Source organism: Pseudarthrobacter sp. ATCC 49987, from assembly GCF_009928425.1.
In the GTDB taxonomy this organism is placed as follows: domain Bacteria; phylum Actinomycetota; class Actinomycetes; order Actinomycetales; family Micrococcaceae; genus Arthrobacter.
The window spans coordinates 2549362-2569878 of record NZ_JAABNS010000001.1; the positions used below are offsets into that span (position 1 = coordinate 2549362).

Sequence of the window (20517 nt, forward strand, 5' to 3'; positions counted from 1 at the left end):
GGTCCTAGCCCCAGTCGCCTCTACCGCCGTCTCCTCCTGCGCCGAACCCCGCGGCCCACCTGTGGAATCCGCTTTCGCTGTAGGGCCCGAGTCGCCCGATCCTCGGGGCCATGGCGCCGAACAGCATCACTCCGGCTGCCTCCGGGTCACCGCCGGAAGCGGTAAAAAGAGCCCGACGCCGGCGGCCGACGAGCCAGATGATTCCCAGGAATAGGGAGAACGACAGCCCCACCCCGCCAGCCATCGCGGCCGCCGTCGCGGACTCGTTCGCCTTGAAGCCGTTGATCAGCATCACACCAAACAGCAGCCCCAAAGGAATGGCAAAGACCAGCCTGCGCACCAGCGCCCAGCGGAGACGTGAAACTGGAACCGGGAGCTTCGTTGTGGCTGTGGTTTCGGCGGGCAGGCCCGTCCCGGCGGCGCGGTGATCTGAAGAGTGCAAGTTCTTCCCCCAAAGAAGTGAGACCGTAGTGACTCTGATCGAATCCTAGGCGATTTCGGCCGCGTCGATGGTCCTTCAATGCTGCCTGGTTGTCCAGGCCAGGCCGAGACTCCGATGCAAAAGGCCCCGGAACCGTTTGGGTCCGGGGCCTTGTAGGGCCGGGCTACTTGTTCTTGTTGGTCCTGCCCTCGTTCTCAGCCTTCGAGGCCGGGGATGCCTTGACGGCCGGGCCCGCGCCGTATGTTGGCGTTGCCGGTGTGGCGGCGTTGGAGCTGCGGTGCTCTGCCGCATTTGCCTGGCCGGCGGCGCGCTTGGCGGCGGCGTTCTCGTGAGTCCATGCGGAGTTGCCTCTCGGCTCTTCCGAAGCCGACTCTTCAGGCTCCGCATCTTCCGACTCCGACTCTTCCGGAGCTGGCTCGACCGTTGCCGGCTCGACCGGAGCCTGCTCAACCGGTGCGGGCTCAACCGGAGCCTGCTCAACCGGTGCGGGCTCAACCGGTGCGGGCTCAACCGGAGCAGGCTCTACCGGATCGGTGGTCGCGGCCGGGACCTCGGACACCACGGAGGCGGGCTCCGTCACTTCAGCAGTGGCGGCCATGGCTGCGCCGCCGCCGGCAACGGCGACGACTGAAGCTACCGCGACAGCTTTGGTGGTGGTGCCCAGGGCACCGAAAAAGGAGAAGATTCCTGACATGAAAGGCCTTTCGGGAAAAGGGACGTGCGTTGATCCGGAGGCCACCCCAAACAGCCGGCCGGGCGTCACGTTACGCGACAGAAACGGGTCTCGGCGGGCAGGTGGGCCGATCCTGCGGAATTGCTGATCAGAAACTTCCCCGGCGGACACAAAGCCCCCGGACCAGGTGATTCGGGGGCTTAGCGGCCGCCAATCCCTAGGTAACTAAAAGGCGAAGGGGACCACTCTTTGAAGTGCTCCCCGAAAGATGGATTCGAAATTGAGAATCTGATTTTCGGACGTGCAGGTCAAAGAGTGGTCCCCTTTATTTGCATACCGCCAGAAGTCTCTTACTTATCGCAGGCAATTCCGTCGCGATCGCGGTCCAGAGCCGTGTGATACCCCGGCGCATCCGCGCGGATGGGGCTGCTCCCGCTGCCTTGGCTTCGGTGCAGTTTCCGTAGTAAACGTCCGTCGGAGCTGCCGGCGCCACAGAAGCAGCTGGAACGTTCTTGGCAGCCTGCAGAGCTGCCAGCTGATCAGCTCCTCAAGTCGGGCAACCCGAAAACCTGTCACGCACAGTTCAGGAATTCAGCTTCAGTCTTCTGCGGCGGCGGCACGAGGGTGATGATTGGACTAACGACCTCCGCTTGCCCTCGATTCGATCGGAGAAGATCTCATGCTCAAGACGTTGTGCAAGCCGAACATTCAACACGATTGGCATACTGAACACACAGACGATGGCGCCCTAATATAGGCGCTGCAAACGTTGCGGCAAAGACGACGACCGCGGAGGGGCGGCACTGGTGGCGCCGGCGCCTGGGCCGGTCCGGCTGGGATGGGCTAGGGTGTCGCCGCACCGCGAGACGCTCCAACTCCCCTGTGTTGTCGCCAACATTTGCCCAGTTGGACAAATACACATCCCTCCACCAGCCAAACGGGCCTTTCTCCCCTTGGCCGGCCCCCTCGACCGGCGTGTACTGAACCCAGGACCCGTACATCCGCAGGAGGCACCCCATGAACGTCCCCATCATTCTGGCGCTCGGCGCGATCGTGGTGGTCGCCGTCGTACTGGGTGTTGTCTTCGCGAGGGAGAAGGATCCGCAGCGACGGGCCGCGGCGCTGAAACGGACCGGGGCCGCAATTATGGCGGTGTTCACGGTCCTCGGGGGTGTCTTCATTGGCGGCTATGCCCTGCAGGATCCGGGCGGGAATGCCGGGCTGCTGATGACACTCGCCTGGGTGCTGCCGATGCTGATCCTTGCGGTCGCGGCCTGGTTCTGGCCGGCGGTGACCGCTCCCCTGCTGCTCGCCCTCGCGTCCGCCTTTATCGCGGCCTGCGTGTGGCTCGCCTTCGACCCCGCAGCCCTGCGGGCATTCATCAGCGACAACGGACCCGTGATAGCCGTCAGCGTCATCGCCCTGTCGTTCCCGTCTGCCGTACTCGGTCTGAAGCGGACCGCACTGGCCGGCTGGCTGCTCGTGGCCCTGGGCGTGTTGCCGCTCCTGATCACGCTCATCAGCAGGTCGGGCCCGATCGCATCGCTCACCGCGGCAAGCGTGGTCCCCTTGATCGCAGGAATCGCCTATCTCGTCTCCGCCCGGATGGCACACGGAAGCACCACCGCCGGGAACCAGCGGGCTGCGGCAGCGTAGCGGGACGGGCGCAAGGTCTGTTCTGGCCGGGACCCAGCCGTTAGTCTTCGCACATGGCGAACCCACAGAGTAGCTGGAGCCACCGGCTCTTAGCCGTCAGCGTTGCGGTTTTGACCATGGTGGTTGTTGCGGCCGTGGGCGTCTGGATATTCCAGCCAGGCTTGTTCGGGACGCTCACCGGCGCGGCCAGCGCGCAGACGCCGTCGGTTTCGGGCGACAAACCGCCTTCCACCGCGGCGGTTCCCTCGCCCGTGGTGACGACGCCGACACCCAGCCCGACGCCGACGCCGACGCCGACGACCACCCCAACGCCGACTCCCAACCCGGCGCTTCTGCTGGATGAACTCCAGACCGCGGAGATCATCACCAATGGGTTCTGGACGCGCCATTGGGGCGACTATTTCCCGGGCACGTACAGTCCGCCCAAAGTCCTCGGGCTGTACGACGGAAACTCCGCGAGCGTTCCCTTGTGCGGGCAAACCCCGCTTTCGGCCGACAATGCCTTCTACTGTCCACAGGCAGACTTCGTCGCATGGGACAAAGGACTTATGGAGAAGGGCTACGCCAACGGTGACACGTGGCCCTATCTGGTCATCGCGCACGAGTGGGGGCATGCCATCCAGGACCGGCTCGGCGACTCGCTGACCGAGAAGGCCGACGAGTTGCAGGCAGATTGCCTGGCGGGCGCTGCCCTGTTCGGTGCTGCAGCGGACGGGGAACTCATCCTGGAAACAGGCGACCAGAAGGAGTTGGCCGCGGGCCTCAATGTGCTGGGCGACGAAACACCGTGGACGTCCAGCGCGGATCACGGCGACTCGTTTGAACGCATCCGGTCTTTTGACGAGGGCCGCCTCCATGGCATTGCCCGTTGCGTCCCGGGAATGAAGTTCGGCGGCTGGACCGGCGCGCTCGTCTACCGGAGCGGGATTGAAGTTTCCGTTAGCCCGCTGGGATACGAAAACGTTGAAGGGCCGTTGCCCTCCACCGCTACACCAACCCCAACCTGGACCACGACGCCGGCACCCGGCAGCACGGTCCGCGTGGCTGCGGTCTTCGAGATCACAGTGAAGAACGGCAGCGCGGCGGCATTCGATGCCACCGGAATGGGCAACCCGATCGTCCGCTATGGCGAACGCGGCCTGCTCGCAGAGACCGTGCCGGCCGCCGCGACCAGCACGCCGGCGGCATCGTTGGGGATCCTGCAACCGGGCCAGACCAAGAGGATCAAAGTCAGCGCCATCATTCCCGCCGGCCAACTGACAGTCCGGGTGGCGGTCCCCGGACCCAACCCGGCGGTGGATTGGGCGGCTTCCTTCGAAGGGGAACTGCCGCCCCGGTGACACAACCGCCGGACACCGCCGCGTAACGCGAATCGGGCAGGGCACGGATCGCGGGTAGCATCGGGGCCATGAGCGCCGACGACGACGACATCACCGAAGAACTCCTGGCCGACGCCAACAAGCTGACCGGGCTGAGCCTCGAACTGCTCGGCCTCGACCCCCACCCGGATGACATGACCCCGGAGCAGCAGCTCCAGTTCGATCCGGAAGAACTGGACGAAATGGCCGCCGTCCCGCCGGAGGACCGGCAGAAAGCTGTGCGCCACACGCGCCTGCTGGCAGGCCTGCTGTGGAACTCGTCGAGCATCCTCATCGACCAGCTCTTTCGCGATCTGGGCACCCTCAACAAACTGGAGTCCCTCACCCCGTCCGACATCGCCGGGACCTCGGTGCTGTCCTCACTGCCGCCGCAGTTCGCGTCCAGCTACGACTCGAAATTCACCCAGAAGTTCATCGTCGTCGCCGCCGACGTCACGGCGTCCCTGGCCCGCGGCTGGACCGCCCCCGGATGCCTCGCCGCCGAACTCGCGGTCCGCTGCCTGCTCGACCAGGCGGAAATCACCGAGGACATCTACGAACTTGACCTCCCGGAGGACTGGCGGGCCCAGGTTGAGGAAGTCCTGCTGGAGGACGCGGACAGTGAAGCGCTGTATTCAGACAGCCTCGACGTCCTGGAGGACGATGCCGACAGGCTGGGCTTCGAATACTGGTTCAAGCCGTACAACGCATGGGACACGGTTCCTCCCTACGCCTGCTCCTAACCCGCCCGCTCTTAACGCGACGGGGCAGCAAGTCCCGCCCGGAAATCCTCCGTGAAGCGCTGCACGCCGTCCCACTCGGTGTAGACGTAGTCGCGGGACGTGTCCGTGTCGAGGGAGCCCTTGTCGGAGGCGATCTTCTTCATGACGCGCTTTTTGATGAACCCGTAGTGGGTGTAGAGCAGCGCGCCGGCGAACAACCCGACATGCGCGGGCCGCCACCCCGTTTCCTCCTCGAATTTCGCCACGTAGCCCTCGGCGTTCTCCTCGTCTCCGTGTGCGGCCAGGCTGACCGAAACCAGGGCCGACGGGAGCCGCTGAGCTCTCCACGGTTCTTCTTCACAAAGTCCGTGACATGTCCCTCATGCTTGCCCATATGCACCGACGCGGCCACGATGACGCCGTCGAAGCCGCCCGGAAAGGTGTCCCCGGAGTGCTTGAGGTCCACGGCGTCTGCCTGGTGCCCGTGGGCCCGGATCAGCTCGGCGATGTACTCCGCGATCTGGGCTGTCTGTCCTTCAACGCTCCCGAACGGGATATAGATCCTGGCCATGTTCCACTGTGTCCCCGCGGCGCCGGCAACAGGTAGGGCCGAACGTCCCCGCCGTCTCGAAAGCGCACCGCACCCTTGACGGCGGCGGCCCGGCGGCATGTGATAGATGAAGACCCGGCCCGGTTCACAGCCGGCCGGCGGTGCGGCATGACGTATACCCACGAAAGGACAGGACATGTCCCTGCTCGATTCCTCCCTCTGGGAGGGCAAGATCTACCTCAACGGCTGGCGCCCGGGCGGCGGCGGGACAGCCGACGCCGTCGAACCTGCCACCGGCGGGACGCTGGGCAGCTATGGCCTGGCGTCCGTGGCGGACGTCCGTGAAGCCGCGACGACGGCGGCGGCCGCCCAGAAGGACTGGGCGAAACTGAACCCCGAGGACCGCGCCGCCGTACTGCGCCGCGCCGGGCTGCTCTGGGAGGAGCATGCGGCCGAGATCCAGGACTGGATCGTGCGCGAGTCCGGCGGCATTCCGCCCAAGGCGGGGCTGGAAACGCACATCGCCGCCAACGAATGCTACGACGCCTCGGCGCTGCCCTCCCTCCCCGCCGGGGACGTGCTCACCTCAAACGAGAACCGCTGGTCCTTCGCGCGCCGACGTCCGGTCGGCGTCGTGTCCGTGATTGCGCCGTTCAACTTCCCGCTGATCCTCTCGATCCGCGCCGTCGCCCCAGCTCTGGCTCTCGGCAACGCCGTGCTGCTCAAGCCGGACCCCCGGACCGCGGTCTGCGGCGGGGTCACCCTGGTGCGGATCTTCGAGGAAGCCGGACTCCCGCCCGGACTCCTGTCACTGCTGCCGGGCGGGGCCGACATCGGCGCCGCCGTCGTCGAGGCACCCGAGGTCAGGGTCATCGCCTTCACCGGCTCGACGGCGGCCGGTCGGAAGATTGGCGAGACGGCCGGGCGGCTGCTCAAGCGCGCGCACCTGGAACTCGGCGGGAACAACGCGCTCATCGTGCTGCCGGGCGCAGACCTGCCGAAGGCCGCCTCCGCGGCGGCCTTCGGGTCCTTTATGCACCAGGGCCAGATCTGCATGGCCGCCGGGCGCCACATCGTCCACGAGGACATCTACGACGACTATGTCAGCGCCCTCGCGGAGAAGGCCGCGCATCTTCCGGTCGGCGATCCGAAGAGCGGGACCGTGGCCTTGGGCCCCATCATCGACGAGAAGCAGTTGCACCGGGTCGATTCGATCGTCCAGGATGCGGTGCAGGGCGGGGCACGGCTGGCCGCCGGCGGCACACACGACGGCAGGTTCTACCAGCCCACCGTCCTCGCCGACCTGGACGTGGCCAGCCCGGCGTGGAAGGACGAGATCTTCGGCCCCGTGGCGCCGGTCATGAAGTTCTCCACCGTGGAGGAAGCCGTGGCACTGGCCAACGGCAACGAGTACGGCCTCTCCATCGGCATCCTGGGCGACGTCGGCATGGCGATGACCATCGCCGACCAGCTCGACTCCGGCAAGGTCCACATCAACGAACAGACGGTGTCCGACGAGGCGAACTCACCGTTCGGCGGGATGAAGAGCTCGGGCAACGGCTCCCGGATCGGCGGACACCACGCCAACATGGAATCCTTCACCGAAATCCAATGGCTCACCGTCCGGCCGGACATCGCCCCGTACCCGTTCTAGCGCCGGACCCGTCTGATCGGAGACGTCAAAGGACCCGGCGGCAGCTGCCGCCGGGTCCTTTTGTGTCTCCGTTAGACCGGAGGCTACATGTGCACGTGCAGGCGCCGGGCCGCTTCGGAGATCGAACCGCTCAGTGATGGGTACACCGTAAAGGTGCTGGCGACGTCGTCCACGTGCAGTTTCTGGGTGACCGCAAGGGAGATCGCGAAGATCAGCTCGGAGGCGTTCGGACCCACCACGACGCCGCCGATCACGGTGCCGGAGCCCTTGCGGGCGAAGATCTTGATGAAGCCGTCGCGGTGGTTGCGCATCTTGGCGCGGGCGTTGCTGCGCAGCGAGAGCTTCACGATGTCGGCCTGGTACTTGCCGGACTCGATCTCGGCCTCGGAGACGCCCACATTCGCAATCTCGGGCGAGGTGAAGATATTGGACGCGACCTGGTGCAGCTTGAGCGGCATCACACTGTCGCCTAGGAAGTGGGCGATCGCGATCCGGCCCTGCATCGCGGCCACGGAAGCGAGCGCCAGCACGCCGGTGCAGTCGCCGGCGGCGTAGATGTTCGGCGCGGTGGTGCGGGAGACGCCGTCGACCTTGATGTGGCCGCTCTCAGTGAGCGCCACACCGGCCTCCTCGAGGCCGATCCCGGCGGTGTTCGGGATGGAGCCGACGGCGACCAGGCAGTGGCTGCCGGTGACGTTGGACCCGTCGCCGAGGGTGACGATGACGCCGTCCTCGGTGCGCTCGACGGTCTCGGCGCGGGCGCGGGAGAGCACCTTCACGCCCCGGCGTTCGAAGACGCCCTCCAGGACCTCGGCGGCGTCGGTGTCCGAGCCGGGGAGCACCCGGTCGCGGCTGGAAATCAGGGTGACCCGGGACCCGAGGCCGTTGTAGGCGGAGGCGAACTCGGCGCCGGTCACGCCGGAGCCGACCACGATCAGGTCCTCGGGGAGTTCGTCCATGTTGTAGATCTGCGCCCAGTTCAGGATCCGGACGCCGTCCGGGCGGGCGGTGGGCAGCTCGCGCGGGTGGGCGCCGACGGCCAGCAGGATCGCGTCCGCCTCAATGATTTCCGTGCCGTCGGCGGTGAGGACCTCGATGGTGTGGCTGTCCAGCATCCTGCCGGAGCCGAGCATGATCCGGACGCCCTGGTTCTCCAGGCCCTTCTGGATGTCGGCGGACTGCTGCCGGGCCAGGCGCAGCAGGCGGTCGTTGATGTGCTTGAGGTCAGCGCGCATCGTCGGGGTACAGTCGCCGCCGTCGAGGTCGAACTTGACGCCGAGCTCGCCGGCCTCGCTGACGCGGGTCATCAGGTCCGCCGTCGCAATGAGCGTCTTGGACGGCACGACGTCGGTCAGCACCGCGGAGCCGCCGAGCCCCGCCCGTTCGATGATGGTGACCTTCGCGCCAAGGGAGGCGGCGACCATGGCAGCTTCGTAGCCGCCGGGCCCTCCGCCCAGGATTGCGATGCGGGGTGAGCTGAAATCGGGATGCGTAGTCACAATCAGCCATTGTCCACCATTTGGACCGGCACCACCAAGAATCCGGGTCCTCACCACACCCGGCACCACACAGCCCCCAGTGCTGGGCAGCACGCCGCAGGCAGGATAACTTGTACCGGTGAGTACAACAGAATTCCTGAACACGGACCCCTTCGACGCCGCCCGCGCCGCCGCCGACTACATCGCCGAAGAGACCGGCATCGACGCGCACGACGTCGCGCTGGTGCTCGGCTCGGGCTGGGCCGACGCCGCCGAACTGATCGGCGAAACCACCGCCACCCTCTCCGCGGACGAGGTCCCCGGCTTCTCCTCCCCGTCGGTGGTGGGCCACGTCGGCACGATCCGCTCCGTGCTGACCAAGGAGGGCAAACGCGCCCTGGTCCTGGGCGCCCGCACCCATTACTACGAAGGCAAAGGCGTCCGCGCCGTCGTCCACGGGGTCCGCACCGCCGCGGCGGCCGGCTGCAAGACCCTCGTCCTGACCAACGGGTGCGGTGGCCTCAACGAGGACTGGACTCCCGGCACCCCCGTGCTGATCAGCGACCACATCAACCTCACCGCCACCTCACCGCTCGAGGGCGCCACCTTCGTGGACCTCACCGACCTGTACTCCTCGCGGATCCGCGGCCTGGCCCGCGAAGTCGACCCCACACTGGACGAAGGCATCTACGCCCAGTTCACCGGCCCGCACTACGAAACCCCTGCGGAGGTGCAGTACGCCAAGCGGATCGGCGCGTCCCTGGTGGGCATGTCCACCGCGCTCGAGGCCATCGCCGGCCGCCACGCGGGCATGGAGGTCTTCGGCATTTCGCTCGTGACCAACCTCGCCGCCGGCATCAGCCCGGTGCCGCTGAGCCACGAGGAAGTCCTCGAAGCCGGGCAGGCCGCCGGACCGCGCATCTCCAAACTGCTCGCCGGGATCATCGCCAAGCTCTAAGGGATCAGCTCCGGTCTTTAGCTCCCCGGAGCAAGGTAGCGCACCGCCTTCGCCCTGTCCTGGGGGTACCGCCGCTCCATCGAGTCTGCAATCCCGGCGATGGTCTGCCGGGCCAGCGCCTGCCGCCAGGCGAGTTCGGCCTGGCGCATCGTCTGGGAGATCAGGCAGGTCCGGACGAAGTTGTGCTCCGTGTCGGCATCGGGAACGTTGCCCAGGATGCCTTCGCAGCGGAACACCGGTTCGGGCCCTTCCAGGGCCAGGACAATGTCCAGGACGGTGACGTTTTCCGGCCTGCGCGCCAGGTGGAACCCGCCGCGGGGGCCGGAGACAGAGCCGAGGATCCCGGCGCGGACCAGCGCCTGGAGCTGCTTGTTGAGGTAGGCGCCCGGGAGTTTGTAGTACTCCGCGAGCCGGGCACTGTTGACCGCCTCGCCGGCCGGTGTCCACGCCATGTTGACGCAGCTGTGCACGGCCCACTCCACCCCACGGCCCATCTTCATATTCCAGACGCTACGTGTCCGGAAAAATGGCTGTCAAGGTCTGGCGGGCAAGACGGTTGTGACCGATCTGTACGGCGGACTCTCGCTTGTCGGGGAGGCATCCGCGGCGATTGGCACTAGTTTGGTTCCTATGACGTCTTCTGATGCCGACCTCACCCGCCTGCTGAGCGACGCCCGGACCTGGGCCGCCCAGGACCCGGATCCCGCCACCGCCGCCGCACTGACCGAGCTGGTCCGGCTCGCTGACGACGGCGCCGCCTCGGCCCGTCAGGAGCTCGCCGACAGTTTCAACGGCACCCTGCAGTTCGGCACCGCGGGCCTGCGTGCAGCCCTCGGCCCCGGCCCGAACCGGATGAATCGCGTGGTGGTGCGCCGCGCCGCCGCGGGATTCACGGCCTTCCTCATCGACGCCGTCGCCCAGGCCGCCCCCGGCACCCGGCCGCGCGCCGTCGTCGGCTACGACGCCCGGCACAACTCGGACATCTTCGCGGAAGAAACCGCCGCCATCCTCACCGCCGCCGGCGTGGAGACTTTCCTGATGCCGTCCGCCCTGCCCACCCCGCTGCTCGCCTATGCGGTGCGGGCGCTGGAGTGCGACGGCGGCGTGATGGTCACCGCCAGCCACAACCCGCCGCAGGACAACGGCTACAAGGTCTACCTGGGCCGGCACGCGGTCGAGGAGAGCGGCCGCGGCGCGCAGATCGTGGCCCCGTACGACGCCCTCATCGCGGCGAAAATCGACGCCGTCGGTGAGCTGTCCGGCGTCGCCCTGGCCCCGGAGGGCTGGACCGTCCTGGATCCGTCCATCGCTGCCGACTACGAGGCCGCCGCCGCGGCCCTCGCCGTCCCGGAGCGCTTCCCGGCCCGCGACCTCAAGATCGTCCTGACCCCCATGCACGGCGTGGGCGGCGAGACCGCAGTGGCTGTGCTGCACGCAGCCGGCTTTGCCGACGTCACCCTGGTGAGCGAGCAGGCCGAACCGGACCCCGACTTCCCCACCGTGAACTTCCCCAACCCCGAAGAGCCCGGCGCCCTGGACCTGGCCCTCCAAACCGCCGTCCGGGTGGATGCGGACATCGTGATCGCCAACGACCCCGACGCGGACCGCGCCGCGGTGGCCGCGAAGGATCCGGACACCGGTTCCTGGCGCATGCTGCGCGGCGACGAGGTGGGCGCCCTGCTCGGCGCGCACATCGTGGCGCGGCTGGCGGCCGGCAGCGGCGAAACCACAGCGGGGGTCTTCGCGAATTCGATCGTGTCCTCGCGGCTGCTCGCGCGGATCGCTGCCGCGGCAGGCTACGCCCATGAGGAAACCCTCACCGGCTTCAAGTGGATCGCCCGTGTTCCCGGGCTGTTGTACGGCTACGAAGAGGCGCTGGGGTACTGCGTCGCCCCCTCCCTGGTCCGGGACAAGGACGGGATCTCCGCGGCGGTGCTGATCGCGGAATTCGCGGCAGCAGCAAAGGCCGGGGGTAAAACCATCTTCGACACGCTCGATGAGCTGTACCTGGTCCACGGGCTGCACGCCAGCGACCAGCTCAGCATCCGGGTCGCGGACCTGGGGCTGCTGGACGCCATGATGAACCGGCTGCGCGTCAGCCCGCCGGAATCCTTTGGCGGCTCCGCCGTCGAAACCGTCACGGACCTCGCCGAGGGCAGCGCCCAGCTGCCGCCCACCGACGGCCTGCTGTACCTGACGAAGGATCTCAGCCGCATCATCATCCGCCCCAGCGGTACGGAGCCGAAACTCAAGTGCTACCTGGAGGTCATCCGCAACGTCGGATCGGCCGCCGAGCTGCCAGCGGCGCGGCACGAGGCACGCGCCGCGCTCGACGGCGTCCTGGCGGATGTCCGCGAGGCGCTCGGGCTGTAACCTCCCGGGGTTCAGCCCTACAGCTCGACCTCAATGTACCCGCCCACAATCCGGGTACCGAAGGTCGGGAGCCGGAGTCCCGGCGTGGCCAGGCATTCGCCTGTTGCGAGGTCATAGACCTCTTTATGCAGCGGCGAGGCGAGGGTCGCCCGCGTCCCGCGGGAACCGGTGATGCCCCGGGCCATCACGTGCGCCCCGGTCGCAGGGTCCTCCTGCGCGACGGCAAAAACCTCACCGGATGCCGTGCGGAACAATGCCACCTGGCGGCCCGCGATCAGCGCGGCCTCGCCCCAGGCCGGTTCCAGGTCCTCCACGGCGCACACGCGGTGCCAGCCGGTCCCATAGCTGGGGTGTTCAACAAAGCTCCGTGCTGCGCTCTCAAGTACGGCAGTCATTCCGGCCCCTCTCTGGTACATCTCTCCCGGGCTCAGCCGCTCCTGCGGCCATATACCCACGCTAGGTCCGGGGTGTTTCGGCCGCGTGCAGTGAATGTGTCCGGCGGGTAAAAGAGACCTCACGCAGCCGGAAACGCATCCGTGATGCAGAAGTTAAGATCACGAAACATAAGGGAAACTGAAGCGAAACTGCGCTTGCCTAGTCTGGATGGACACCTCGATTGAGAAGGTCGCAGAGCACCGACTGCGGCCCATGCGAAAGGCCCACCGTGACCGGACAGACTGCAAGCCCCCAGAACCAGGGCGCAGAGCGCACTAAAACACCGCGCCGCATCGTGGTTGCGGGCGGCGGCCCTGCTGCCCACCGTTTCGCCGACGCCATGCACGCCCGGGGCCTCGACGGCTGGAACGTCACCGTCCTCACCGAGGAAGCACACCTCCCTTATGACCGCGTTGCGCTGAGCAAAGCCCTCACCGACGCCGACGTCGACCTCACCCTTGGCAGCGCCTCGATGTGGGACCACGAGGCACTCACCTTGCAGACCGGCGAGCGCGTCACCGGCATCGACATCGCGGGCAAGACCGTCAGCACCGCGGCCGGCACCGTCTACCCGTACGACGAGCTGGTGGTCGCCACCGGCTCCGACGCCGCCCGCCTGCCGATCCCGGGATCCGAGCTCACCCACGTGTACCGCACGCTGGAAGATGTCTGGGCCATCAACAAGGCCATCGCGGAACTGACGGAGAAGCTGGGCCGCAAGGTCAACGCCGTCACCATCGGCGGCGGGCTGCTGGGCCTCGAGTCCGCGGCCGGCACGGAACAGCTCGGCGCCACGCCGATCGTCATCAACGGTTCCCCCTGGCTCATGAACACCCAGCTGGACGAGGGCGCCGGGCAGGCCCTCGGCCGCCTGATCGAGGCCAAGGGCTTCACCGTCCACGGCGGGGTCTTCCCTTCCGAAGTCCTCTCCGACGACGGCGGCCAGGTCACCGGCGTGCTGATGGCTGACGGGCGCATCATCGACGCCGACCTGGTGATCGTCGCGATCGGCGTGAAGCCCCGCGACGAGCTGTTCCGCACCGCCAACGGCACGGCGGTTGCAGGCACAGGGACTGCAGGCACAGCACCGCTGGACACAGCGCTGTTCCAGCTCGGCCCGCGCGGCGGCGTCGTGATCTCCGACGGCTGCGAAACGCAGGTCCCCGGCATCTGGGCGATCGGCGAGGTCGCCAACTTCGGCGGCATGTGCCTGGGCCTCGTGGCCCCTGCCAACACCATGGCGGAGATCGTCGCGGACCGGCTGCACGGCGGCGACGCAACCTTCCCGGGCTTCGACACCGCCACCAAGCTCAAGCTCTCCGGCGTCGACGTCGCCAGCTTCGGCGACGCGTTCGCCCGGACCGAGCACGCCCTGGAAATCGTCTACGCCGACCCGGCCCGCGGTGTCTACCAGAAGATCGTCACCACGGACGATGCCAAGACCCTGCTCGGCGGCATCTTTGTCGGGGACGCCACCCCGTACACGTCCCTGCGCCCCATGCTGGGCCGCGAACTCGCCGCCGAACCCGGCGCCTACCTCACCGCGGCCGGCGGCGGCGACGCCGGGGACGAAGTCTTGGAGACCCAACTTCCGGACGACGCCATCCTGTGTTCCTGCAACAACGTGACGGCCGGAACCATTCGCGACACCGTCAATGGCTGCGGGGCCTGCGACGGCAACGCGCCCGTCCAGGAGCTCGGCGAACTCAAGGGCTGCACCCGCGCGGGCACCAGCTGCGGTTCCTGCGTGCCGATGCTTAAGAAGCTGCTGGAGACCGAACTCACCAAGTCCGGCGTCGAGGTCTCGAAGGCACTGTGCGAGCACATCGAACTGTCCCGCCAGGAACTCTTCGAGACCATCCGCGTCCTGGAACTGGCCTCCTTCGAGGAGATCATGGCCAAGTACGGCACCGGCGACGGCTGCGACATCTGCAAGCCGACCATCGCCAACATCCTGGCCAGCCAGAACAGCGCCTACGTCCTCGACGCCGGCCGCGGCACCCTGCAGGACACCAACGACCGAGCCCTGGCCAACATGCAGAAGGACGGCACCTATTCGGTGGTCCCGCGCATCGCCGGCGGCGAGATCACCCCGAGGAAGCTCGGTGTGATCGCCGCGGTCGCGGAACAGTACGGCCTCTACACCAAAATCACCGGCGGCCAGCGGATTGACATGTTCGGTGCCCGGCTGGAGCAGCTGCCCGAAATCTGGAAGCTGCTGGTGGATGCCGGGTTCGAATCGGGCCAGGCCTACGGCAAGAGCCTGCGCACCGTGAAGTCCTGCGTCGGCTCCACGTGGTGCCGCTTCGGGGTCCAGGACTCGGTGGCCATGGCCATCCAGCTTGAACTGCGGTACCGCGGCCTCCGCAGCCCGCACAAACTGAAAATGGGCGTCTCCGGGTGTGCCCGCGAATGCGCCGAGGCCCGGGGCAAGGACGTCGGCGTCATCGCCACCGCGGACGGCTGGAACCTGTACGTCGGCGGCAACGGCGGAGCCACCCCGGCCCACGCCCAGCTGCTGGCCAAGGACCTGGACGACGAAACCCTCATCAAGTACATCGACCGCTACTTTATGTACTACATCCGCACCGCGGACCGCCTGCAGCGCACCGCGCGCTGGCAGGAGGAGCTCGACGGCGGCATCAAGCACGTCGAGGACGTGGTGGTGCACGACACCCTGGGCATCGCCGCGGACCTCGAGGCCGCCATGGCCAGGCACGTGGACACCTACCAGGACGAATGGGCGGACACCCTCAAGGATCCCGAGCGCCTCCGCCGCTTCCGGTCCTTCGTCAACGCCCCGGGCCAGTTGGACGATTCCATCACCTTCGTCCCCGACGAGCGCGGCCAGATGCGCCCCGCCACCGCAGAAGAAAAGGCCCAGCAGCCAGTCCTGATCGGTTCTTCCATCCCGGTCCGTGCCACCACCCCGGAACTGCTTGACGAGAACGAGGTATAGCCATGCAGCTCAACATTGAACTCACCGGTCGCGAGGTCCTCGTCACCGGCTCGGACGCCGCAGCGCGCCAGGCAGTCCGCCGCTACGTGGCGGCCGGCGCCGTCGTATCCCGGCTCAGCACCCCCGGCGGCTCGCGGCACGACGGCCCCCTGCCGGAGCGCCCCTTCCTGGTCGCCGCGGTCGACGACGGCCAGCCCGGCTGGGAGGCGCTGCTGGACCGCTGCCGGGACACCGGCATTCCGGTCGCGGCGGAACCCGCCGCCGGGCCTGCCGGCCACGTCACCCTGGTCGGCGGCGGCCCCGGAACCACCGAGCTGCTGACCGTCGCGGCGGTCAAGGCCCTGCGGGATGCCGACGTCATCTTCTACGACCGGCTGGCCCCGTGCCAGGAACTGCCCGCGCTGAGCACGGCCGAGCTGGTGGATGTGGGCAAGCGCCCCGGCCACCACCCGGTCAGCCAGTCCGGCATCGAGGAACTCATGGTGGAAGCGGCCCTGTCCGGAAAGAACGTGGTGCGGCTCAAGGGCGGCGACCCGTACGTGTTCGGCCGCGGCGGCGAGGAAGTGGCCGCCTGCGTGAAGGCCGGCGTCCCCGTCCGGGTGATCTCCGGCGTGACTAGCGCCATCTCCGTCCCTGCCGCAGCCGGTATCCCGGTCACACACCGCGAGGTCAGCCACATGTTCACCGTGGTCTCCGGCCACGCCCCGCTGACCGAGAAGGAACACACCCACCTCGCGGGACTGGGCGGGACCATTGTGGTGCTGATGGGCATCGGCACCCTGCACCAGCTCGCCGCCGGCCTCCGCCGGGCGGGAATGCGCGCGGACATGCCGATGGCCGTCGTCGAACGCGGTTACCTCCCCGGCCAGCGGACCACCATCGCCGAGCTGGGCACCATCACGACGGCGGCTGCTGACTGCACCAACCCGGCCGTGCTGGTGATCGGCGACGTCGTCCGTGTGGCCGAGGCCAATCGCGGCTGCGCGGAGGCGGAAGCCGAGCTGGACCGCCTGGCCGCGTCCCTGATGGGAGCGTGAGAGCCGTGAGCGCACTCAACGCCATCGCCCCGGCCGGGGCGCCCGGTGCCGGCCCCGGCTCCGGCCCCGACCCCGCGCCGGACACCGCGCCGGACACTGTGGCGGAGGCTGTCGAGCTGCCGCTGGAGGGTTTCCGGATCGGCGTGACCTCGCACCGCCGCTCCCAGGACCTGATCGAAGCCCTGGAGCGGCGCGGCGCCGAGGTGCTGCATGCACCGGCGCTGAAGATCGCCCCCGTGCAGGAGGACGTGAGCCTGATCGAGGACACCCGGGCCATCATCGCCGCCCGCCCCGAACTGTGCATCGCCACCACCGCCTACGGCATGCGGCGCTGGTGCGAGGCCGCGGACACCTTCGGCATCGGCGAGCAGCTGCTGGAAACCCTCGGCGCCACCCGCATGTTCGTCCGCGGGCCCAAGGCCCGCGGCGCCGTCCGCGCGGCCGGGCTGGCCGACGTCGGGATCAGCAGCGACGAAACCACCGCCACGCTGGTGGACATGCTCCTGGCCGAGGGGGTACGCGGCAAGACCGTCGCCGTGCAGCTGCACGGCTACACCGACGTCCGCCAGCTCGAACGCCTCCGGATGTCCGGCGCCACGGTCCTGACCGTCACCCCGTACCGGTGGGTCAAGCCCGACGGCGAGGACCGGCTGCCGCGGCTGATCGAGGCCGCCTGTAGCGGCAACCTGGATGTCCTGACCTTTACCAGCGCCCCCGCGGTGGATGCCATGTGGAGCACGGCGCACGAGATGGGCCTGTACAAGCAGCTCGTGGAGAGCCTCAAGACCACCGTGTCCACCGCCGTCGTCGGCCCCATCACGGCGCAGCCGCTCATCGATGCCGGACTGCAGCCGCTGGTCCCGGACCGGTTCCGGATGGGCGCCCTCATCCGGCTGGTGGTGGAGCACCTTGCCCTCAACCACGTCCGCCGCCTGGACACCGTGTCGGGCCGGGTGGAACTCCGCGGCCGTTCGCTGCGGATCGACGGCGAGCCCATCGAACTGGCTCCCGCCCCCCTGCTGCTGCTGCGGGCGCTGATGGGCGCCGGCGGCACGGTGCTCTCCCGTGAGTCGCTGTCCGAACTGCTGGAACTCCGCGGTTCCGTGCATGCCCTGGACATGACGGTCAGCAGGCTGCGCTCCGCCCTGCCGGACGGCCGGCTCGTGGAAACCGTGGTGAAGCGCGGCTACCGGATCCGCGTGTGACGCACGCCATTACCGGCCGGTAAACATTGGCGAACGGCCGGCGAAAATCCGGCAACACCGGGGAAACACGCCGGAAAGATCGCCCGCCTACGCTGGGTTCCATCAAGCAGTCAGGCCACACCACCGGCCACCAGCGAAAGGGCCTCACCATGTCCGCCACCTCCACCGTTCCAGCCGGTTCCCAGGCCCGCCCCCGGATCGTCATCGCCGGAGCCGGCCCGGCCGCGCAGGCCCTCGTCCGCCAGCTCACCCGGACAACGTTCGCCGGCGGCATCACCGTGCTCAGCAACCGTGATGACGCCCCCGAGGAGCTGCTCGAACTCGCCGCCCTCCCCCAGGTTTCCGTGCGCTTCGGCCAGCCGGCCAGCTACATCGACCCGGACAGCCGCTATGTCACGACGTCGGACGGTCTGGAATTCAGCTACGACCAGCTGGTCATCGCGACCGGTTCCTCCCCCGCCGGTGCGCCGCTGGCAGGGCAAGGCCGGTGCCTGAGCTACTCCACTATCGACGACGCCGCCCGGCTGGGCGAAGCCGTCAAGGATGTCACGCGCGTCCTTGGCCGGCGGCCGCTGGGCATCCTGGTCGGCACCGGGACCGCCGCGGGCCAGGCCGAGGCAGTGCTGCGCGCCCGCGGCGTCCGTCCCATCCGCACCACGCAGCGGCCGGCCTCCGTCGTTCCCACCCTGGCCGGTTCCACACTCACGGCCGCCGGGATTGTGTTCGAGGACGGCTCCAGCATGGCCGGGGACCTGGTGGTCCTGGCCGAGGAACCGATTGCCCGCGACGCCCTCGCGGTCAGCGCCGGGCTGAAGACCGCCCGCCAGGGCGGAATCGTCATCGGCCGCGACTTCCGAACCTCCGTCCCGGGCATCTGGGCTATCGGGGACGCTGCCGTGTTCGACGGCGTCCGGCTGGGTCTGCTCGTGGCCGCCTCCTCCGCTGCCTCGGCCTGCGCGTCCCAGCTGCTCCAGGCCGGACTGGCGGAGCCCCTCGCGGAGGCTGCCTGAACACTTGCCGGGCCCCTTATCGGACGCCCTCCGGAAGGAGGCCCGTTGTGGCAAGATGGACACCTGAGAAGCCACGAAGGGACCCCATGAGCAACGTAGCCGCCGCGACTGCCGGAAGCACCACCCCCGCCAATATTGCCTCCTACATCGACCACACCCTGCTCAAGCCGGAAGCAAGCGAGGCCGAGGTCCTCAAGGTCTGTGCCGAGGCCGCCGAGTACCGGTTCAAGTCTGTGTGCGTCAACCCGGTTTGGGTCAAGACGGTCAAGAAGGCACTGAAGGGAACCGCGGTGCTGACGTGCTCCGTCGTCGGTTTCCCGCTGGGCGCCACCCCGAGCGACGTCAAGGCCTTTGAGGCCCGCGGCGCAGTGCTGGACGGTGCCGAGGAAGTCGACATGGTGATCAACATCGCCGCGGCCCGGGCCAACGACAAGGGAGCCCTCGTCGATGACATCACGGCCGTCGCCGACGCCGTGCACGAAGGCGGCGCGATCCTGAAGGTCATCATCGAAACCGCGTTGCTCAACGACGCCCAGAAGGTCCTCGCCTGCGAGGCCGCTGTGGAGGCGGGCGCCGATTTCGTGAAGACCTCCACCGGCTTCAACGGCGGCGGCGCCACTGCCGGGGACGTCGCGCTGATGCGCCGCACGGTGGGTCCTGACCTCGGTGTCAAGGCCTCGGGCGGGGTGCGTTCGCTCGCGGATGCACAGGCTATGATTGCTGCAGGTGCAACACGTATTGGCGCCAGCTCCGGGATCGCGATCGTCAAGGGTGAACAGGGTTCGTCCGCGTACTGATCCGATCCGGCAGCCGCCACAGTTTTGAGCCCCACGGGGCCGAGGAGGAACGAATGTCCAGCAATACCGTCAAGACCCAGCAGACGCCGCAGAACGAGAACAGCCTCGGCTCCAGCATCATCTTGTTCGTCCCGATGATGGTCCTCTTCGGCGCTTCCCTCTACTCGCTGAGCTTCCTGACCCTGGGCAACCCGTGGCCGATGGCCGCCTGCCTGGTCCTGTTCGCCCTGGCATTCTGGATTCCCCAGACCATCACCGGCCGCTCGGATTCCGCCGGCGAAAGCTGAAGCACCGCCCAACTTAAATGACTGAAGCTCCGGATTTCCGGAGCTTCAGTCATTTAACCGGGTCCTTCGCCGCAGCGCCGCAGGCCCCGGCGCTATGCGGCGGCCAGCAACCCGAACAGGCTCCGCACCAGCCCGGTCCCCAGCGCGACGGCGGCCGGCCAGTGCACCTCGGCCAGGGCCAGTGCCGCGCCGAACATGCCGATCATGGCGTAGGCACTGACCGGGATCAGCACGAACCATTCCCGCCGTGAGCCAGCGCGGCCCAGCAGCGGGATGGAGAACGCCCCGTTGGCCCTCCAGACGTTCCTGAGCAGCGGCAGTTTCCGCAGGAACTTCGGCGGCTTGATCACCACCGGCCAGAGCAGCGGCACTCCGCCGGTGGTGATCATGTCCCCCACGATGTGCACCATTACGCCGGTCAGCATCGACACCGGCAGCCACGTCCACTGGTGCGGCGCGAACCAGGTCACCAGCCCGGCCATGGTGAGGGCGAAGACCCAGTTGCTGATCCAGCCGTACTTCGGGAAGAGCTTCAGCGCCTTGGCGGCGATGTTAATCATGAACATGCACAGCAGCCCGGCGCCTACCGACAGCAGGCCCCAGTCGGTCTGCAGCTGGAGCTGCCCGGCCAGCGCCGCGAGCAGCACGAAGAACGCCGCGCCGAGCAGCGAATGGGTCCCCTGCCGGTGCCCGCCGGAGACGTTTTCGATGCCGACTGCAATCACGTTCGACAGCGGCGGCAGCGAGTGCGCCACTGTGCTGGAACGGTGGTCCCAGTCGCAGACCAGTGCTGTGCCCGCCGTCGCCATCCCGCCGATCACAATCCCGGTCGCGTCCAGCGGGTACCAGCCCAGCGCGTACGGGCCCGTTGACGCAACAGCCACCCACGCCGCGGCTCCCGACGCGGCGTGGTGTCCTCCCAT

General features: G+C 68.1%; 20 protein-coding genes and 1 pseudogene. 12 read left to right on the forward strand and 9 right to left on the reverse strand.

Going from position 1 to position 20517, the window contains the following annotated elements; all coding sequences use genetic code 11:
- Positions 1 to 4: 4 nt before the first annotated feature.
- From GXK59_RS11905 to GXK59_RS21035, 3 genes are all read right to left on the reverse strand, one after another.
- The gene (locus GXK59_RS11905) at positions 5 to 442 is read right to left on the reverse strand and encodes a hypothetical protein (protein WP_160667019.1); all 438 of its coding nucleotides are present in this window, start codon (positions 440 to 442) and stop codon (positions 5 to 7) included.
- A gap of 163 nt (positions 443 to 605) precedes the next feature.
- Positions 606 to 1136 (reverse strand): hypothetical protein, encoded by a 531-nt coding sequence (locus GXK59_RS20485; protein WP_202129119.1) that lies wholly within the window; start codon positions 1134 to 1136, stop codon positions 606 to 608.
- 329 nt (positions 1137 to 1465) lie between these two features.
- Positions 1466 to 1570 carry an excalibur calcium-binding domain-containing protein gene (locus GXK59_RS21035; RefSeq protein ID WP_160669127.1) on the reverse strand — a complete coding sequence of 35 codons (105 nt, stop codon included), beginning with the start codon at positions 1568 to 1570 and terminating at the stop codon, positions 1466 to 1468.
- 562 nt (positions 1571 to 2132) lie between these two features.
- Here GXK59_RS21035 and GXK59_RS11920 point away from each other — a divergent pair.
- Entirely contained in the window at positions 2133 to 2771 is a 639-nt protein-coding gene (locus GXK59_RS11920) for a hypothetical protein (protein ID WP_160667021.1), read from the forward strand.
- A 40-nt stretch (positions 2772 to 2811) separates the two neighbouring features.
- On the opposite strand, the gene GXK59_RS20710 is transcribed toward GXK59_RS11920, so the two are convergent.
- Positions 2812 to 3093, reverse strand: a complete 282-nt coding sequence (locus tag GXK59_RS20710) for a hypothetical protein (protein ID WP_237394028.1) — start codon at positions 3091 to 3093, stop codon at positions 2812 to 2814.
- Here GXK59_RS20710 and GXK59_RS11930 point away from each other — a divergent pair.
- A complete protein-coding gene (locus tag GXK59_RS11930) occupies positions 3026 to 4111 on the forward strand; it encodes a neutral zinc metallopeptidase (RefSeq protein ID WP_160667025.1) in 1086 nt (361 codons plus the stop codon). The genes GXK59_RS20710 and GXK59_RS11930 overlap by 68 nt on opposite strands.
- Positions 4112 to 4179: 68 nt before the next feature.
- The gene (locus GXK59_RS11935; protein ID WP_160667027.1) at positions 4180 to 4872 is read left to right on the forward strand and encodes a hypothetical protein; all 693 of its coding nucleotides are present in this window, start codon (positions 4180 to 4182) and stop codon (positions 4870 to 4872) included.
- An 11-nt stretch (positions 4873 to 4883) separates the two neighbouring features.
- Here GXK59_RS11935 and GXK59_RS21040 read toward each other — a convergent pair.
- Positions 4884 to 5599, reverse strand: a pseudogene (locus tag GXK59_RS21040) (flavodoxin domain-containing protein).
- On the opposite strand from GXK59_RS21040, the gene GXK59_RS11945 reads away from it, so the two are divergent.
- Positions 5598 to 7055: a benzaldehyde dehydrogenase gene (locus tag GXK59_RS11945; RefSeq protein ID WP_160667029.1), complete on the forward strand. Its 1458-nt coding sequence runs from the start codon at positions 5598 to 5600 to the stop codon at positions 7053 to 7055. The pseudogene GXK59_RS21040 and the gene GXK59_RS11945 sit on opposite strands and share 2 nt — an antisense overlap.
- 83 nt (positions 7056 to 7138) lie before the next feature.
- Here GXK59_RS11945 and GXK59_RS11950 read toward each other — a convergent pair whose 3' ends face one another.
- The gene (locus GXK59_RS11950) at positions 7139 to 8554 is read right to left on the reverse strand and encodes an NAD(P)H-quinone dehydrogenase (RefSeq protein ID WP_160667031.1); all 1416 of its coding nucleotides are present in this window, start codon (positions 8552 to 8554) and stop codon (positions 7139 to 7141) included.
- 118 nt (positions 8555 to 8672) lie between these two features.
- Here GXK59_RS11950 and GXK59_RS11955 point away from each other — a divergent pair, with 118 nt between their 5' ends.
- Entirely contained in the window at positions 8673 to 9491 is an 819-nt protein-coding gene (locus tag GXK59_RS11955) for a purine-nucleoside phosphorylase (RefSeq protein ID WP_160667033.1), read from the forward strand.
- Positions 9492 to 9508: 17 nt separating this feature from the next.
- Here the strand turns inward: GXK59_RS11955 and GXK59_RS11960 are convergent, their stop codons facing one another.
- The gene (locus GXK59_RS11960) at positions 9509 to 9991 is read right to left on the reverse strand and encodes an RrF2 family transcriptional regulator (protein WP_160667035.1); all 483 of its coding nucleotides are present in this window, start codon (positions 9989 to 9991) and stop codon (positions 9509 to 9511) included.
- 130 nt (positions 9992 to 10121) lie between these two features.
- On the opposite strand from GXK59_RS11960, the gene GXK59_RS11965 reads away from it, so the two are divergent.
- On the forward strand, positions 10122 to 11864 hold the full coding sequence (locus GXK59_RS11965) for a phospho-sugar mutase (RefSeq protein ID WP_160667037.1): 1743 nt from the start codon (positions 10122 to 10124) through the stop codon (positions 11862 to 11864).
- Between the two features lie 17 nt (positions 11865 to 11881).
- Here the strand turns inward: GXK59_RS11965 and nirD are convergent, their stop codons facing one another.
- Positions 11882 to 12259 (reverse strand): nitrite reductase small subunit NirD, encoded by a 378-nt coding sequence (nirD, locus tag GXK59_RS11970; protein WP_160667039.1) that lies wholly within the window; start codon positions 12257 to 12259, stop codon positions 11882 to 11884.
- Positions 12260 to 12528: 269 nt separating this feature from the next.
- Between nirD and nirB the strand changes: the two genes are divergently transcribed.
- The 6 genes from nirB (at position 12529) to GXK59_RS12000 (ending at position 19594) form a co-directional block, all read left to right on the forward strand.
- The gene (gene nirB / locus GXK59_RS11975) at positions 12529 to 15258 is read left to right on the forward strand and encodes a nitrite reductase large subunit NirB (protein WP_160667041.1); all 2730 of its coding nucleotides are present in this window, start codon (positions 12529 to 12531) and stop codon (positions 15256 to 15258) included.
- Between the two features lie 2 nt (positions 15259 to 15260).
- Complete coding sequence (cobA, locus tag GXK59_RS11980) at positions 15261 to 16295, forward strand: uroporphyrinogen-III C-methyltransferase (RefSeq protein WP_160667043.1); 1035 nt, start codon at positions 15261 to 15263, stop codon at positions 16293 to 16295.
- Between the two features lie 98 nt (positions 16296 to 16393).
- Positions 16394 to 17500: a uroporphyrinogen-III synthase gene (locus GXK59_RS11985; protein WP_160669128.1), complete on the forward strand. Its 1107-nt coding sequence runs from the start codon at positions 16394 to 16396 to the stop codon at positions 17498 to 17500.
- 149 nt (positions 17501 to 17649) lie between these two features.
- Positions 17650 to 18510: an FAD-dependent oxidoreductase gene (locus GXK59_RS11990; RefSeq protein WP_160667045.1), complete on the forward strand. Its 861-nt coding sequence runs from the start codon at positions 17650 to 17652 to the stop codon at positions 18508 to 18510.
- A gap of 86 nt (positions 18511 to 18596) precedes the next feature.
- The gene (gene deoC / locus GXK59_RS11995; RefSeq protein WP_160667047.1) at positions 18597 to 19307 is read left to right on the forward strand and encodes a deoxyribose-phosphate aldolase; all 711 of its coding nucleotides are present in this window, start codon (positions 18597 to 18599) and stop codon (positions 19305 to 19307) included.
- A 53-nt stretch (positions 19308 to 19360) separates the two neighbouring features.
- Entirely contained in the window at positions 19361 to 19594 is a 234-nt protein-coding gene (locus GXK59_RS12000; RefSeq protein ID WP_160667048.1) for a hypothetical protein, read from the forward strand.
- 92 nt (positions 19595 to 19686) lie between these two features.
- On the opposite strand, the gene GXK59_RS12005 is transcribed toward GXK59_RS12000, so the two are convergent.
- Entirely contained in the window at positions 19687 to 20517 is an 831-nt protein-coding gene (locus GXK59_RS12005; RefSeq protein ID WP_160667050.1) for a metal-dependent hydrolase, read from the reverse strand.